Origin of the sequence: Rhodoferax sp. U2-2l (assembly GCF_020594515.1) — a bacterium.
Lineage (GTDB): Bacteria > Pseudomonadota > Gammaproteobacteria > Burkholderiales > Burkholderiaceae_C > Rhodoferax.
Genome location: NZ_JAJCTH010000013.1, coordinates 106,275 through 122,350, shown reverse-complemented (window position 1 = coordinate 122,350; position 16,076 = coordinate 106,275). Strand labels below are relative to the sequence as shown.

General features: G+C 55.8%; 14 protein-coding genes. 7 read left to right on the top strand and 7 right to left on the bottom strand.

The window, feature by feature from the left end; genetic code table 11:
* Positions 1 to 8 precede the first annotated feature (8 nt).
* The 7 genes from rlmB to LHU53_RS12975 form a co-directional block, all read right to left on the bottom strand.
* Positions 9 to 785 carry a 23S rRNA (guanosine(2251)-2'-O)-methyltransferase RlmB gene (gene rlmB, locus LHU53_RS13005; RefSeq protein ID WP_227333084.1) on the bottom strand — a complete coding sequence of 259 codons (777 nt, stop codon included), beginning with the start codon at positions 783 to 785 and terminating at the stop codon, positions 9 to 11.
* A gap of 484 nt (positions 786 to 1,269) precedes the next feature.
* A complete protein-coding gene (locus LHU53_RS13000; RefSeq protein WP_227333083.1) occupies positions 1,270 to 3,288 on the bottom strand; it encodes a DUF3732 domain-containing protein in 2,019 nt (672 codons plus the stop codon).
* Positions 3,285 to 3,737 carry a three component ABC system middle component gene (locus tag LHU53_RS12995; protein ID WP_227333082.1) on the bottom strand — a complete coding sequence of 151 codons (453 nt, stop codon included), beginning with the start codon at positions 3,735 to 3,737 and terminating at the stop codon, positions 3,285 to 3,287. Before LHU53_RS12995 ends, LHU53_RS13000 begins: the two co-directional genes overlap by 4 nt.
* Entirely contained in the window at positions 3,734 to 4,861 is a 1,128-nt protein-coding gene (locus LHU53_RS12990; RefSeq protein WP_227333081.1) for a hypothetical protein, read from the bottom strand. Before LHU53_RS12990 ends, LHU53_RS12995 begins: the two co-directional genes overlap by 4 nt.
* Before the next feature lie 95 nt (positions 4,862 to 4,956).
* Complete coding sequence (locus tag LHU53_RS12985) at positions 4,957 to 5,925, bottom strand: hypothetical protein (RefSeq protein WP_227333080.1); 969 nt, start codon at positions 5,923 to 5,925, stop codon at positions 4,957 to 4,959.
* 490 nt (positions 5,926 to 6,415) lie between these two features.
* Positions 6,416 to 7,345, bottom strand: coding sequence for a XopAX family type III secretion system effector (gene xopAX / locus LHU53_RS12980; protein WP_227333079.1), 930 nt, complete (start codon positions 7,343 to 7,345; stop codon positions 6,416 to 6,418).
* Positions 7,346 to 7,751: 406 nt separating this feature from the next.
* Positions 7,752 to 8,714, bottom strand: coding sequence for an alpha/beta hydrolase (locus LHU53_RS12975; RefSeq protein ID WP_227333078.1), 963 nt, complete (start codon positions 8,712 to 8,714; stop codon positions 7,752 to 7,754).
* 157 nt (positions 8,715 to 8,871) lie between these two features.
* Here LHU53_RS12975 and LHU53_RS12970 point away from each other — a divergent pair, with 157 nt between their 5' ends.
* The 7 genes from LHU53_RS12970 (at position 8,872) to LHU53_RS12940 (ending at position 16,000) form a co-directional block, all read left to right on the top strand.
* Positions 8,872 to 9,258, top strand: coding sequence for a sirohydrochlorin chelatase (locus LHU53_RS12970; protein ID WP_227333077.1), 387 nt, complete (start codon positions 8,872 to 8,874; stop codon positions 9,256 to 9,258).
* Positions 9,259 to 9,323: 65 nt separating this feature from the next.
* Entirely contained in the window at positions 9,324 to 10,115 is a 792-nt protein-coding gene (locus tag LHU53_RS12965) for a sulfite exporter TauE/SafE family protein (protein ID WP_227333076.1), read from the top strand.
* Between the two features lie 70 nt (positions 10,116 to 10,185).
* The gene (locus LHU53_RS12960) at positions 10,186 to 12,003 is read left to right on the top strand and encodes a nitrite/sulfite reductase (RefSeq protein WP_227333075.1); all 1,818 of its coding nucleotides are present in this window, start codon (positions 10,186 to 10,188) and stop codon (positions 12,001 to 12,003) included.
* A 63-nt stretch (positions 12,004 to 12,066) separates the two neighbouring features.
* Positions 12,067 to 12,465: a DUF934 domain-containing protein gene (locus LHU53_RS12955; protein WP_227333074.1), complete on the top strand. Its 399-nt coding sequence runs from the start codon at positions 12,067 to 12,069 to the stop codon at positions 12,463 to 12,465.
* Positions 12,462 to 13,208, top strand: a complete 747-nt coding sequence (locus tag LHU53_RS12950; RefSeq protein ID WP_227333073.1) for a phosphoadenylyl-sulfate reductase — start codon at positions 12,462 to 12,464, stop codon at positions 13,206 to 13,208. Before LHU53_RS12955 ends, LHU53_RS12950 begins: the two co-directional genes overlap by 4 nt.
* The gene (gene cysD / locus LHU53_RS12945) at positions 13,205 to 14,176 is read left to right on the top strand and encodes a sulfate adenylyltransferase subunit CysD (protein ID WP_227333072.1); all 972 of its coding nucleotides are present in this window, start codon (positions 13,205 to 13,207) and stop codon (positions 14,174 to 14,176) included. The genes LHU53_RS12950 and cysD overlap by 4 nt, the downstream gene beginning before the upstream one ends.
* Before the next feature lie 420 nt (positions 14,177 to 14,596).
* On the top strand, positions 14,597 to 16,000 hold the full coding sequence (locus LHU53_RS12940) for a sulfate adenylyltransferase subunit 1 (RefSeq protein ID WP_227333071.1): 1,404 nt from the start codon (positions 14,597 to 14,599) through the stop codon (positions 15,998 to 16,000).
* Positions 16,001 to 16,076: the final 76 nt, after the last annotated feature.

Sequence of the window (16,076 nt, the reverse complement as noted above, 5' to 3'; positions counted from 1 at the left end):
CTTGGGCGTCAAACGCCCTGTGAACGCTGGCGCAGCGCCTCGTACAAGCACACGCCGCTGGCCACCGACACGTTCAGGCTTTCCATCGCACCGCGCATCGGAATGCTCACCAGCTCGTCGCAGGTTTTGGCGGTGAGCTGGCGCATGCCGTCGCCCTCAGCCCCCAGCACCAACGCTACCGGGCCCTTCAAATCAGCCTGATACAGCGTGCGTGGCGCCACGTCGCTGGTGCCGATGATCCAGATGTTGCGCTCCTTCAGCTCATTGAGGGTACGCGCCAGATTCGTCACCATGAAATACGGCACCGTCTCCGCCGCACCGCTGGCCACCTTGGCCACCGTGGCGTTGATGCCCGCGGCGTGGTCCTTGGGTGCAATCACCGCGTGCACACCCGCGCCATCCGCCACACGCAGGCAAGCGCCCAGGTTGTGCGGATCGGTCACGCCGTCGAGCACCAGAATCAGCGGCTGGTCGCGCTCTGGCGCAGGCTTGTCGGCGTTGGCCGCCTCAAGCCGCTCCAGCAGCTCATCGAGCGAGGTCACCTGCGCCAGCTCATGCACCCGCGCGGCCACGCCCTGGTGCCCGTGGCTGCCGCAGAGTTTGGCCAGACGCATGCCGTCGGCCTCGATCAGGCGCACACCGGCTTCATTCACCTTCTCAATGAACTGGCGCATGCGCGCGTCGCGGCGGGTTGGCTCAAAATAGATTTCAACAATGGATTGGGGCGCGGTTTTGAGCCGCACACCCACGGCATGGAAGCCGAACAGGACTTTGGGATTTGACATGGGAGTGATTATCGCTGGCAGGGTTGGGGGGGCAAAAACCTGTTCGCCTTGTGGACTCGACCACCAGGCGGGCGGCGGGGTTGCCGTTCTCCGGCTTGCTCGCGGGCGAGGACTTGGGTTGTTCGGATGCCCGTGTTTTGCAGCCAGACTTGACACGCCAGCGGTCACTTCACGCGAATTGAGCCTGCGCCCGGCAACCCCGCCACCCGCCTTCAATAGGTTGGGATGCGATATTTGGGGGTCGGGGTCAGGCTGGAAGCCGACAGTCAAACCTACAGACAGCGGTCATCCAAATTCTATGGATTGGCGCTTTACGCCGCGCTCCGCGGCAAATTTGGAGCGTAGCGGAAAATTTGTCAGACAGCAGCGCCCTGTTATACGCTAACCTCGTCTTCCCCTAAGAGTTCGAATGCCGCGAAAATCGGAGACTATTTTAATCTGACCCCAATCTCGTGAATTGCCTCATACGCTTGTTGGCGTGTATTTATTCTTTTGTAGGATAAATTAAGCCACGCATTCGCCACCTGTTGCCTTCAACCAAAGACTCAAACGAAACGCCATTCGCCAAAGTTAGATTGTCAGCATGGTCTGTCACGATAATTTGTGGGCTAAATCCATTATTCTTCTCTAGCTCATTGCAGTAAATCGAAAGGCGGCTAAATAAGTTTTCTACAGCTTTAACGTCTTCATCGACATCCTGTTTAATTTCAGACTTTTTACGCTGCTCAGTCTCCTGACTCTTTTGCTCTTCAAAAGTCGCAGAGTTATCTCTATTGAAGTTCGGGAAGTACACTTGTGTCGGCTGATCGAAGAATATTAGTGATGGAATTGCGCATTTATCACCCAGTTCAGCAAAGTATCTGTGCAAAGCTAAAAAAAGCGTTACGTGACTGTAGAGCCAATTCGCTCCACTTCCCATCGACCTTAAATAAACTTTCTCATCCCCTTGCAGGTGGTACAGATCAAATGTCTCAAAGGAGAAGTGAAGATTAATGGGTTCGTAGCTTTTTTCAAAATCAAAGTGCTTGCCGATCTCAGCCATATATTGGTTAACTTTGTCGGCAGCGCTTTCCAACCCCTTTTGCACATCGTATTGAGTTAATTCTTTGTTGATTTCTGTAATTTGTTTTTTTAGTACTCTAATTTGCTTTTCAAGCTCTGCATCATCGGCCATGTTGAGAGTGTCAAGAAGCACAAATAGTTTTGCTTTCTGCATCAAAATACTTTCATACAGGCTCTTTTGTTCCGCCAACTGTTTTTCTGTTTTCTCAATTTCCATGATTTGCAGATTTAAAGCGGTCAGTTCCTTATCAAAAATCTCAATGTTACGTTGCACTTCAACCAAGGAGGATTCAAACTTCGCTTTCATTGGTCGCGCTTGCGCAAGGTTTCCCGATACCTTCATGATAGCTTGCTGTAATTTTTCTGCACTTCCTCGCAACGTATCTATTTCAGTACGACAAAACGGACAGACTGAAGCTGATATCTGGACATGTTTGGGTGAGCTAAACTTCTTTACATTATCAACAAAGCGCACATCTTCTTGAATATGTTTTTTAATTGACGCTGCTTCGCGCTGCAATTTTCTTAGTTCAACTGTCTTTTGGCTACGCGTCAACTTTAGTTGAATATAGCGTTGAGTAACTGCATCCGAGTTATGATTAATTTTTTCAGGTACGATAATACTGTCGAGTTGGTCTTTGGCGCCTTGTGGGTGGCGTATTACCTGCTGCAAAGATAGCGGCTCGTCTTTAAACCCCATCAAAGCATACAGCTGGCTTAAAACGGGGCCAACGCCTTGCTTGTAGTTTTCAGAGGCACGTTTGTTTGTCTCTTTTTGACGCTCCAAACGTCGAATATCGGCGCTTAACCGTTCATTTTCTTGTGACAAGTGAAAGTATTGCTGATCAACTAACCCTAAAAATATCTTGGTATGATCAATCGCTTGGTCACGTTTTTCCTTTTCATCGAATCGGTAAAATAGCGCATGTTTATTTGCAACAAGATTTTGATGCTGAAGAATAAACGATGAAAAACTGCGTATTGAAGGGGTGGGTGCTTTAGCATTAAACCGTCGATTGGCTCTAGCAGCCAATGACTCATCCACGTCATCTATATCTAAGAAAAAATCTCTTAGATGCTTCTTAAACTCTTCTAGCGGGCGGAAGTAGCTACTATCAAAATAATCTCGATCAATATCGTCAGAATTGAATAACTCAACTCGACGAAAAAAGGCCTTGCTCGCCATGTCAGGATCACGCGCAATCACCATACCTTGTTCATGAACCGAAAGCGCAACATAGTAAATCGCGGCACTGGCAGTAATGACTCCTTTTGGAATGGTGTTCTCACCACTGCCAAAGCAATAATCAAATATTTCAATTAAGGCACTTTTTCCGGTAGATGATTTACCAGTAACGACATTTAGCCCTTTTTTAAAATTAACAGGATGCTTGTTTCCTTGCTTATCAATGACGCCAATTTCATTAATTAATGTTCTCATCGCGGCTTCACTCCTAAAAACGCATAAATCTCGACCACTGAGTGACCGCTAAACAACCGTCCTAATTTTTCTGCACTTTTTTGATTGGTAAATACTGACTCAGATTCATCACATGCGCAAAGGGACAAAGTTTCTTGGTTTACGGACAACCAATCATTGACTAAACAATATTGAATGCATTGCTCTGTTAATGCTTGAAATTCATCCATTCGTTCTTGTAGGTCATAGAGCTTGGTGCGATCGGCAAAAACTGACCAGACAGTGCTTCTAATGTTAGAGTTGAATAATTTTTGCCCAAAAATAGGATGACTGCAAAGTGGGATCACCAAAGGGGCAAGTAGAAAATTATTTGCTAATTCGCCTACTGCTGTGTAAAAAGAGGCAAGATATCCTCCATACTCGAATGGGTTGTATTTCAACTCATATAGAGCGTCAACAATGCTGCTCATGGCTCAACCCTCCATTTTAGATCACGTTCTTCATCATCCATGGCATCGTGTATTAGGCCATTTTTGTATTCAAGAGGCGGGATATCACTGCCCATGTTAAGCGGTAGTTCACCTATAGTCCTGTTGTAAAGCAATTTCGAACTTTTAATTGGATCTGTCGCTTCTAGTTGAGCGCTCGAATAGGCTAGCTTATATTTTTTGACCAATTGATTTTGGTAGATATTTGTTTTGTCCCTATAGAGTGGGTACTCATCCAACTGTTGAAGTAGTGAGTTTTGTAGCTCAATCCAATTACCTACAGCATCAGAAACCATATCGTGATGTTCAATTTCGGTAATTTTTTGCACAAAAGGTCTGTCCTGGTGTAATTCCACTTCTGGCTCTGAGGCTTCATAGCCAGAAAAGATCGGAAAGGTGAACTCCTTTTTACAAAGAAGTGCGGTTAACTCTTCGCACTTAGCTGAAAACTCTTGGTGCTTGAGACTCCAAGAGTGCTGAGTTGCCTGCGCATAAACAAAGCCAATAAGCCCATGCAGGTAACTTTTCAGATTACTTTTTGGAATTCCTACTGGCTTGGAGAGTATTTTTATTTCCAACTCTTGTGTGTTATCGGCTTGCGTATATAAAGTAACTTTACCCAGTACATTCTTAAGAACTACCTCATCAGCTGCCATTACCGCTATTTGCAGTTTGATAATATCTGATGGCTTATCGGCATTCAGCTGGTTTTCGGTACGTTCTGCAAAAATGTCTTTTAATACTTGCAAGCGTTTTTTTGTATTTAGTGAGTTCCAGTTCTTTAGTCGAGTAGTCTCGCCAAACGCTTGGGTAGTGTGAAGTACCAAAAAACCGTATTGATCGTGGTTAAACTCTGGCGCTAGCCAGTTCTTTAACGTCTTCCAAAGGTTTTCGTGGTGGTCAGTGAGCGCCGCTGAGTAATCTTTCACTTCGGTTTGTATTGATTCCAAAGTGTCTGGCGAAATCAAGCTGACATCACCGTCTTTCTCGAACCAAACCGACTGACCGTCTTCAAGAGTGAAACACTTGTCTAAGCCAATCATCACTTGGTAATGAAAGGCTAAAGCAGTTTTTAATGCCGAATTTTTGGTTTTAATTCCACTCATGCCTGTCCGCTCCGTTATTTTCTGTGAATTCTTATGGTAGTTACTCAATTAACATTGGCTTGGAGTCGAATGCGGACAATAGTCTCTCTGCATAGTCAGCGTCTGCCGGAGGCAGTCCGTTTGACCGATCTGTTGGACGTCGCCAACCCCCGGCTGATTGCCTTAAGGTAGGGAGTCCAAACTCCAACGCGTTTCATCTCCGCGATGGACTCTTGACGTGAATCCATATGGACTCTCGACTTGGTGAGAAATGCGTTCACGATAGCCTCCGGTCGCTTCCGGTCTTTTCCCCCAAGTTCGTCATTCAATCGAACGGCGTGATGCGCGACTGACTTGAGTATTCCGTCAAGCCCAAGCGTCTCCACCAAGCGGTTGTTAGCATCAATAGCAATTAATCGAAGAATGTGGGAACACATGATCGCCAGCGTGGGGGCGACGTGAATGGCTTCATTTACCTTGAAGGTCATAACTCCGCGTTCCCGGCCGTCTTGCAGGGCAGCAAGCGCGATCGCCAGACGGGGGTCTGCGGACTGCGTTGCCAAGGCCTTGGAGGCGCGACCGTTACGATGTGCTATGCAATTCCGGCAGATACGAAAGTACCGCAGCAGTGGTTGTAGCTCAGTGATTCCGGTGTCGCTCCAACTCATAAAAGCATAAAGACGGAACACACGATCAATCTTCTCTTCGTCGTCTTCTGATGCATCGGATTCATCCGAGGTTGGGTCTGCCGTCCGCTGATTCCCGACTACTCTGCTGATCTCGGCTTCTGTGCTGATGAGAAAGTCATCGAACGCTGAGAAGACCGATACGACAGCAAAAGCAGACACACTTGCATCTTGAGCCCGCTGCAGGTCAATGCTTAAGTTTCGGACTGGTGGAGCATTCCAAGATGGGTGACATGAGGTGATGAGTTCCGCTAGTTGGTCTTGATTGTTAGGCTCGCCAACATGCCGAACTAACAAAACGTTCGCTGCGTGGGCGACCTTGATGTGGACATTGATTCGCTCATGAAACGAATGAAAGGCTTGAAAGGGCTGAAGCCGTGCGCCGGAGATATCGATCATGATCTGGCGCCGTCTAACGAGATATCCCCGAATTCCACCTGCTGATGCCAATGACCCGTCCAGCGGTGAGGCTCTTGCAGCCGGGGTTTGTAGCCAATTTCACAAAAAGTTGATAACATTTTCATCCCTTTGAACCCTGTCGCCTATCTTGGCGAAATTTGGTTTACGTCGAGTTAAGGTCTTCCGACGGTTCACTTTCACTGAACTATAGCTCAGTGCGTCATACGCCTAAATGTCGGCTTACGCTGCAATGCGGGTGCCCGTTCCAGGCTGGAAGCTGACTTAAGTGGCACCCCAGTGCAGTCATTCAGGCACACACGGAAGCATTCGCTACTAGCTTTCAAAAATTGTCGTCCAACCACTGATTGAGCATTGAACAATTAATGGATATTCGTTTCAGTTTCAATCAAAGGCCGCCAGCGTCAACTCGATGGTCTAAAGCCTTTAATAAGCTACCTGTTTTTTATATTTCCTGGGCTGATTGACTGGGTTACACGAGTTTTTGCACAAAATTTGCTGCTGCTGAACTCGAAAGCCTATGTCGCGTTCGACCTTCAAAGTAGAGAGCACACAGTCCAGGGAACGTGGTAGGGCACGTGGACCAAGCATCTTCGTGGCTGATATATGTCAAGTAGCCATTTGCTTCCAATTCATCTACGACCGCACTTGTTGCTGTGATATCAAGGGAATAGTCCACTTCGGTCAGCCGTGAAAGGTCTCCAAGTGACAGCAAAGTGTGCTCGGAAAACGAATCGAACAGGGTATTCATGACAACGGAATACGCTCCGCCAGTGAGCCCCTCTGCCTCGACTTTAGCAGCAACGAGAATTTCATCGTCTTTGCACAGCATGCTGACACATATTGCATCAATGCCTTCATCCCCCAAAGCCAGCAAGTCCCAAGCCTCAGTCGGCTTAAAGATACGAGTTTCAAAAAATGGCCTGCCCGGTAGCAATTCCGAGCTGATTCTATTTACCAAATCAGAATGAGCCTTAGAGGTTAAGTCGAAGCATAGAACCACCCACCATTCCTGCAAATCCCATTTAGTAGCTTCAAAAGCTTGGCGCTTTAGCACCCCCTCCATGGAATTGCCATCGCCCAGCCTTTTCACTGCAGCTATAGCTTCACGATTGCTCTTCACTTGGATCCCAATTCGACGAGTCGATCCCAATGAGCTTTCCAGCTCCAATAATATGTCAACGCCGTTGTCCCGGAAGCTTTGGGTCACATTTACCTCGTTACCCAACCGCTTGTAAGAGCGTAGCATCGCATCCACTCTTTGCTTCAGTTCTTTGCATACAAAATCGTGATTAGACCAATTAACTTCATTGAACCCCGCCGTGTCGTCAACTGTGCTTTTATTTAGGCGAAATAGTTCAGCCAACATTGCATCGGGTTGGCAGTCGTTTGTTATGCGCATTTATGTCTTTCCGTAGCTTCGATTTTTTTGGTGGCCATTGCACCTGCCAGGACGGGATTTTGGACTGACTGATAATTGTTGAAAGTAACTATCCTCAACCTTGGAAGGATGAGTGTATCCAATTGATTTGAGCATTCTGTAGTGGTTAAACCAAGGTGGATTCCAGCCGGTGTAGGATAGTTCGGGTGCATAAGAAAGCGGTCTTTGAGGCGATATACGGAGGCACTGCACACCTAGCATCTCCAAATACATTTTTTGCCGGTGTCGTGTAACACTGGGAATCCCAGTCGCATGACCGCAATCGCTGCTGACCTGACATCAACTCGCCTTCATTCACCCATACACGTTCGATTTCAGACCACGCTGGCCAACGCCCGTGCAGATGCTGGCTGGGTCAACGGTTCAATCACCCCAACGCCTGCCTCAGCGCCCACGCCGCATCCAGATGCGCCTGGCGGGATTCGGGGATCGCACGGCCCATTTTGATGAATTCGTGCACCACGCCGCGGTAAAGCTCCAGGTCCACCGGCACACCGGCAGCGCGCAACTTGTCGGCGTAGGCCAAGCCTTCATCGACCAGCGGGTCACACTCGGCCAGGCAAAACCAGGCCGGAGCCAGACCCTCCAGGTCGTCAGCCAGCAGCGGGGCAAAGCGGGCGTCATCGCGGTCAGCCTCGCTACGCAGAAACAGCTTGAAAAAATAGTCAATGTGCGCAGCTTCCAGCAGAAAGCCGTGGCCGAAGGTTTTGTGCGAATGCGAATCCTGCCGCGCGGCGCAGCCGGGGTAGATCAACATTTGCAGCGCCAGTGGGATGCCCGCATCCCGCGCCTGCAGCGCGCAGGCCGCGGCCAGCGTGCCACCGGCACTGTCGCCGCCGACCGCGATGCGGCTGGAATCGAGCCCGTGCGCAAAACCCTGTTGGTGCACCCAGCGCACAGCATCCCAGGCGTCGTCAAAGGCCACCGGAAACGGGTGTTCAGGTGCCAGCCGGTAACCCACCGACAACACCGCGCAGTGCGCCAAGTGGCTCAAGGTGCGACACAGGCTGTCGTGCGTGGCGATGCTGCCCACCACAAAACCGCCACCATGAAAAAACACCAGCACCGGCAGCAACGCGTGGTCAGACCGGGGCGGCGCATACAGGCGCACCGGCACCTCAAAGCCGTCACGCGCGGGCAGGGTGAAGGTTTCGACGCGGTGCACTTTGACGGGTGGTATCTCCAGCACATGGGCCCCGACCTCGTAGGCCAGGCGCGCCTGAGCGGGTGTGAGCGCGTGCAGTGGCAGTTTGCCGGCGCGCGCCATGCGGTCCAGCACGCTGTGCATGGCGGGGGTCAACAAACTGCGCGGGTTGCGGTGGTGGGGCATGGGCTAGACCAGACAGGAAAGAGGCAGGGTCGCCAAGGCGAACGCCAAATTATCCCCGCCGCGCATGCCCGGTACAGACGACTCAGACGGACGTCAAGGCGGCATCACGGCGTTGAGGCCGTTTGGCCACAGCCCGGGCCTTGTTAAAGTGGCGCCCATGACCACCCTGCCCCCCACCGCCATCGTCCTGTTTGCCCACGGCTCGCGCGACCCGGCCTGGCGGCTGCCGCTGGACGCAATTCTGGCGCGGGTGCAAAGCCAGCATGCAGGGCCCTGTCGGCTGGCGTTTCTGGAGCTGATGCAGCCGTCTCTGGCCGATACGCTGGCCGACTTGACGGCGCTGGGTTGCCGGCACATCGCCATCAAACCGCTGTTCTGGGCAGCGGGCAAACATGTCAACCGCGACTTGGTGGACATCGTGGCGGCCTTTGCGCAGCGCCACCCCGAGGTCCGAATTGACGTGGGCGCGCCGTTTGGCGACAGCCCCCAGATGCGCCAGGCCATTGCTGACTGGGCTTTGGGTACCAAGCCCGTTCAGACGTGATTCGATATAAACAAATCACCACAATGTAGTTTGAAATATATCCATCGGACCGTACAGTGCATCCCATGCATGACGTCGCTTTCATCCTCGCTGGTTTTTTGGTAGGCACCGTGGTCGGCCTGACTGGCGTGGGCGGCGGCTCTTTGATGACGCCGATCCTGATCTTTGTCTTTGGCGTCAAACCTTACATGGCGGTGGGCACCGACCTGCTGTTTGCCGCGTTCACCAAGATGGGGGGCACCGTGAAAATGGCCCGCACAGGCCTGGTTCCGTGGCGGGTGGTGCTGCACCTGAGCGCAGGCAGCATTCCGGCCGCACTGGTCACCCTGTGGGTACTGAAGACGATGGGCCCGGCCGACCCCGCCGTGCAACATCTGATGACCTCCACGCTGGGTGTGGCCTTGTTGCTCACCGCAGCCGCCACACTGTACAAAGCGCTGCGCGGCAAGGCCGCCCCCAAAACGATTGCCGCCGGTCAGGAAGCCCTGGCCGCCACCGCCCGCCACTGGAGCCTGCCGCTGCTGTTTGGTGCGCTGATTGGCGTGCTGGTGTCGATCACCTCGGTGGGTGCGGGTGCCATTGGCGTCACCGTGTTGATGGTGCTGTACCCGCTGCTGCCGCTGCCGCGCATTGTGGCCGCCGACATTGCCTACGCGGTGCCGCTGACCCTGGTGGCTGGCTTGGGCCACGCCTCGATCGGGTCAGTTGACTGGCACATGCTGACCTTGCTGCTGCTGGGTTCGCTGCCCGGCATTTGGCTGGGATCGCACTTCATGACCCGTGTGCCGGAACGGGCCATACGGTCCTTGCTGTCTTTGTTGCTGGCCTATGCTGGCACGAAATTGATTGCCATCTGACCCCACTGCTTTACCGGACAATCTGTCGCCGCCGCCCAGGCTGGCTTGAACCCTTTGCATCAACCTGACCATGTACCAATACACCGACTTTGACCGCCACTTCATCCACCAGCGTGCTGCGCAGTACCGCGACCAGCTGGAGCGCAACCTCAAAGGCGAGTTGAAAGACGACGACTTTCGCCCGCTGCGCCTGCAAAACGGCTGGTACGTGCAGCGTTATGCGCCCATGTTGCGCGTGGCGGTGCCCTACGGCGAGCTGGCCAGCCGCCAGTTGCGCGCGCTGGCCCGCATCGCGCGTGAGTTTGACCAGCCCAGCGCCGAGGTGCTGAACACCGCACTCGACACCCAGGCCGAGCTCGGCACCACCCACCTGCCGGTCGGCTACGGCCACTTCACCACGCGGCAAAACGTGCAGTTCAACTGGATTCCCCTGACCCAAAGCGCCGACGTGATGGAGCTGCTGGCCAGCGTGGACATGCACGGTATCCAGACCAGCGGCAACTGCATCCGCAACATCACCAGCGACGCGCTGGCCGGTATTGCGCCTGACGAGGCCATTGACCCGCGCCCGTATGCCGAAATCATGCGCCAGTGGAGCACGCTGCACCCCGAATTTGCGTACCTGCCGCGCAAGTTCAAGATCGCCATCACCGGCGCGCTTGAGGACCGTGCCGCCACGCACTGGCACGATGTCGGCCTGCAACTGTTGCGCGACGCCAACGGCCAGGTAGGCTTCAAGGTGATGGTGGGCGGCGGCATGGGCCGCACGCCCGTGATTGCCACGACCTTGCAAACGTTCGTGCCCTGGCAGCAGATCCTGAACTATCTGGAAGCCGTGGTGCGCGTCTACAACCGCTGGGGCCGACGCGACAACCTGTACAAGGCGCGCATCAAGATTTTGGTCAAGGCCGAGGGCCAGCGTTATATCGACGAGGTGAATGCCGAATACCAGAACATTCTGGACCACGACGGCGGCCAGCACACCATTCCGCAGGCTGAGTTGGACCGTGTTGCAGCCTACTTCCAGCCACCAACCGTGTCAGAAGCCGCGCCGTTGGCTGCGGACGCGACGACATCACAGCTGTCGCCCAAAGACCAAGCTGAATACCAGCGCTGGCTGCAGCAAAACGTGCAGGCGCACAAAAACCCGGCCTTGCGCGCGGTGACCTTGTCCTTCAAGCGCCTGGGTTTTGCCCCCGGCGATGCCAGCGCCGACCAGCTCGACGCCGCCGCCGACCTGGCAGACCGCTTTAGCGCGGGTGAGGCGCGTGTCACCCACCAGCAAAACCTGCTGCTGCCCTGGGTGCGCGCCACCGACTTGCCCGCGCTGTGGCAAGCCGCCAAGGCACTGGGCCTGGCGCGCGCCAACATCGGCCTGCTGACCGACATGATCGCCTGCCCCGGCGGCGACTTTTGTGCGCTGGCCAATGCCCGCTCAATCCCGATTGCCGAGTCCATCACGCAACGTTTTCAGGACTTGGACGAGCTGTTTGACCTGGGCGCGATCGACCTGCACATCAGCGGCTGCATCAACTCCTGCGGCCACCACCACAGCGGCCACATCGGTGTGCTGGGCGTGGACAAAGACGGGCGCGAGTGGTACCAGGTGTCACTGGGCGGCTCGGACGGCAGCACGCTGAGTGGCCCCGCCACGCCTGGCAAGGTGATTGGCCCGTCGTTTGCCGCCAGCGAAGTGGCGGATGTGGTGGAGGCGCTGCTGGAGGTTTACCGCCAACAGCGCGAACCCAGCGAGGCGTTCATCGACTGCGTGCGCCGCCTGGGCCTGGAGCCCTTCAAGGCCGCCGCGCAGGCCGCCCGCCACGAAACCCGTGACGCCGGCAAGGTGGTGCATGTGCACTTGAGCACGGCCGACGCGATGACCGACTGAGCCCACCGCACGCCCTAAATTCAAAAGCCTTCAACCGTATTGAACCCGCGCACCTGGAACACGATGAAAACCATCCAATTGATCACTGCCAGCCCCGATGACGACGTGGCGGGGCGCCCCAACGTTTTGCAACTGCCCAACGATGCCGATCCGGCACAAGTCGCGCTCGACGGTGTGCAGCGCATTGACCTGGTCTTTCCCAAATTCACCGACGGCCGCGCCTACAGCCAGGCCTTTTTGCTGCGCCGCCGCCTCGGCTTCAAAGGCGAGCTGCGCGCCACCGGCGATGTGCTGGTGGACCAACTGCAGCTGATGCAACGCAGCGGGTTTGACTGCGCCGTTCTGCGCGCCGACCAAAGCCTGGCCGCCGCCGAACGGGCGTTGGCCCTGTTTGCCGACTTTTACCAAGGTGATGCAGCCCACCCGCAACCCCATTTCAGACCCACAGGAACTGCCGCATGAGCGCCATTGAGCTGAACGCCCGGCCCTCCCCCACCTTTGACGCCAAACTGGCCGACACCACCGCGCTGTTAACTCGGGCCGCGGCAGACTACGCCGCCAGCACACCCGGCGCCGCCGCGCGCATCACCCTGGCATGCAGCCTGGGCGCCGAGGACATGGTGCTGGCCCATTTGGTGAATGCCTTGCAGCTTGACATCGGCATCTTTGTGCTGGAAACCGGGCAGTTGCATCCCGAGACACTGGCTTTGCTGGCGCGCCTCCAAGCCACCTCACGCGCACCGGTTGCGGTCTTCACACCCGTCACTGAATCGGCAGTGCAATTTGTGACCCGCGAAGGCAAAGACGCCATGTACAAGAGCATTGAACTGCGCAAAGCCTGCTGCCACATTCGCAAAATGGAGCCGCTGAGCCGAGCCCTAGCTGGCAAAGACGCCTGGGTCACCGGCCTGCGCCGCGAACAGTCCGGCGCACGCGCTGACGTGCCGCAGATCGACACGTCGGATGCCACCCGCGTCAAATTCAACCCGCTGGCCGACTGGACCTGGGGCGATGTGTGGCACTACATTGCCATCAACCAGGTCGACTACAACCCGCTGCACGACCAGTTTTACCCCAGCATCGGCTGCGCACCGTGCACCCGCGCCATCAGTTTGGGAGAAGACTTCCGCGCTGGGCGCTGGTGGTGGGAAGATGAGGCCGCCAAGGAATGTGGCTTACACGTCAAGGACAAAACCCCCGCATGAACCACCGTACCCCTCCCGAACTGCTGCAAGCCATGACACACCATCACCGCCCCGACCACCTGAGCAACGCGCACCTGGACGCGCTGGAAGAGGAAACCATCTTCATCTTGCGTGAAGTGGCCGCCGCCTTTGAGCGCCCCACGCTGCTGTTCTCGGGCGGCAAGGACTCATTGGTGATGCTCAAATGCGCCGAAAAGGCCTTTGGCACCCCAGCCACCGGCGGCAAGATTCCCTACCCGCTGCTGATGATCGACACCGGCCACAACTTCCACGAGGTGACCGATTTCCGCGACTTCCGCGCCAAAGAACTCGGCGCTGATCTGATCGTGCGCAGTGTCGAGGACTCGATGGCACGCGGCACCGTGCGTCTGGCGCACCCGGGCGAGAGCCGCAACGTGCACCAGTCGGTCACGCTGCTCGAAGCCATCGAAGAATTCCGCTTTGACGCACTCATTGGTGGCGCCCGCCGCGACGAGGAAAAAGCCCGCGCCAAAGAACGCATCTTCAGCCACCGCGACAGCTTCGGCCAATGGCAACCCAAAGACCAGCGCCCCGAACTCTGGACGCTGTTCAACACCAAGCTGCAACCCGGCGAACACTTCCGCGTGTTCCCCATCAGCAACTGGACCGAGCTGGATGTGTGGCAATACATCTCCCGCGAAGCCATCGCCCTGCCCTCGCTTTACTACAGCCACAAACGCGAAGTGGTGGAACGCAAGGGCCTGCTGGTGCCGGTAACCGAACTCACCCCCCTGAAACCCGGCGAAGTGGCCGAACTGCGCGACGTGCGTTTCCGCACCGTGGGCGACATCACTTGCACTTGTCCCGTGGAGAGCCTGGCCGCCACACCCGAGCAGATCGTGCTGGAAACCCTGGCTGCGGATGTGAGTGAACGCGGCGCCACACGCATGGACGACAAGACCTCTGAGGCGTCGATGGAGAAGCGCAAGAAGGACGGGTATTTCTGATGGCCAAGGCTATTGTTGCTAGGTATGCCAAGGCATCTCAAGGTCTTCAAGGCCTTGGGTTTGAACCCGGCGCGGCGACTGGGTAATGTGCATGCGGTTTTGGGGTGAAAACACACGCGAAACCGAGCGTTCAGTTCGCCACCCACCGCAGGCGCGCGCCTTTCACCCCAAAGCCCGGTCACATCACCCAATCACCCCGCCTAGCGCCAACGAAATGAACCCAACCGGAACGACCGCAATGATCCCAACAGCGCCTAGCAGTGTGCGTTGGGTGTCTGACGCAGCGGAATTAAGGAGGAGGCCCGCAGGGCCGGGGGACATCCGCGGAGTTAGATACCCAATGCGCGCTGCGGGTTAAAGCCACATAGACACAACGAACTGGTATTCCAAGCCAACAGACTGCCCGTAACGGAAACGAACATGAACACTACAAACTCAGTAGCTAACAGCCCAGAAGATACCAGGGCTACAGGCCAATTTGACCAACAATCCGCCCTCAAGTTCATCACCTGCGGCAGCGTCGATGACGGCAAAAGCACGTTGATTGGCCGCCTGCTGCTCGACAGCAAAAGTGTGCTGCAAGACCAACTCGCCAACGTCTCCAAAAGCGGCGAGGCCGACCTGGCCCAATTCACCGATGGCCTGAGTGCCGAGCGTGAACAAGGCATCACCATCGACGTAGCCTACCGCTACTTCAACACCGCCGAGCGCAAATTCATCATCGGCGACGCACCCGGCCACGAGCAATACACCCGCAACATGGTCACCGCCGCCAGCAGCGCCGACGCCGCCGTCGTGCTGGTCGACGCCACCAAACTGCAGTGGCAAGACCCCAACCTCAGCCTGCTGCCCCAAACCCGCCGCCACAGCTTGCTGTGCCAACTGCTGCGTGTGCCCAGCATCGTTTTTGCCGTCAACAAACTCGACGCGCTCGAAGACGCGGCCAAACCCGAAACCGCTGGACAAGCCACCGTGGCCTTCAAACACATCCAAGCCGCGCTGGAGAAATTTGCGCAAGCTGCGGGCATTGAAGTGACCACCATCGTGCCGATTTCGGCCCTTAAGGGCCACAACGTGGTGGACGCCTTTGAGGGCTGGTGCGGCTACACCGGCCCGAGCCTGCTCGACATTTTGGAGCTGCTGCCAGTGACACCCGCCGACACCGCGCTGCCCTTCGCTTTCCCGGTGCAGTGGGTCGAAAAATTCAGCAACTCATCCGACACCTCCCAAGGCCGCCGCATTTTCTGGGGCCGGGTTGCCAACGGTGTGGCTCAAGTGGGCCAGCAGGTCAAGGTGCTACCCAGCGGCCAGACCGCCACGGTGGCGCAGGTGCTCGGCACCACACGCCAGCCCGGCACCGTCCAGGCTGGCCACAGCGCCGGTGTGGTGCTGGACCGCGAAGTGGACGTGTCACGCGGTGATTGGCTGCTGGCCCTTGTGCCACCGGCACCAGCGGCCATCACTTCTGATGATGACTTTGGCGACACCCCCAGCGCTACCAGCCTGCCACCCAGCCGCGAAATCAGCGCCACCGTGGCCTGGATGGACGACGAACCGCTGGTCGCAGGCCGCGTCTACTGGGCGCTGCACGGCCACCGCTGGGTCAAGGCAAGGGTCAAACGCGTGGTGCACCGCCTGGACATCAACACACTGGCCGAAGAAAACGCCGACACCTTGCCCGCCAACAGCATCGGTCACATCGAGCTGCTGCTACAGGAGCCAATCGCCGCCCTGCCCTTTGCCCAGTCGCGTGTGTTGGGCTCGCTGGTGCTGGTCGACACCGCCACCCACCGCACAGCGGGGGCTGTGCTGGTGAATGGCTGAATTCACCGGCCTGCGCCGCTTCACCCGGGCTCGGTGGAGTGATGCTTGCGCATCGCGTGATGGACTGGCAAGCACC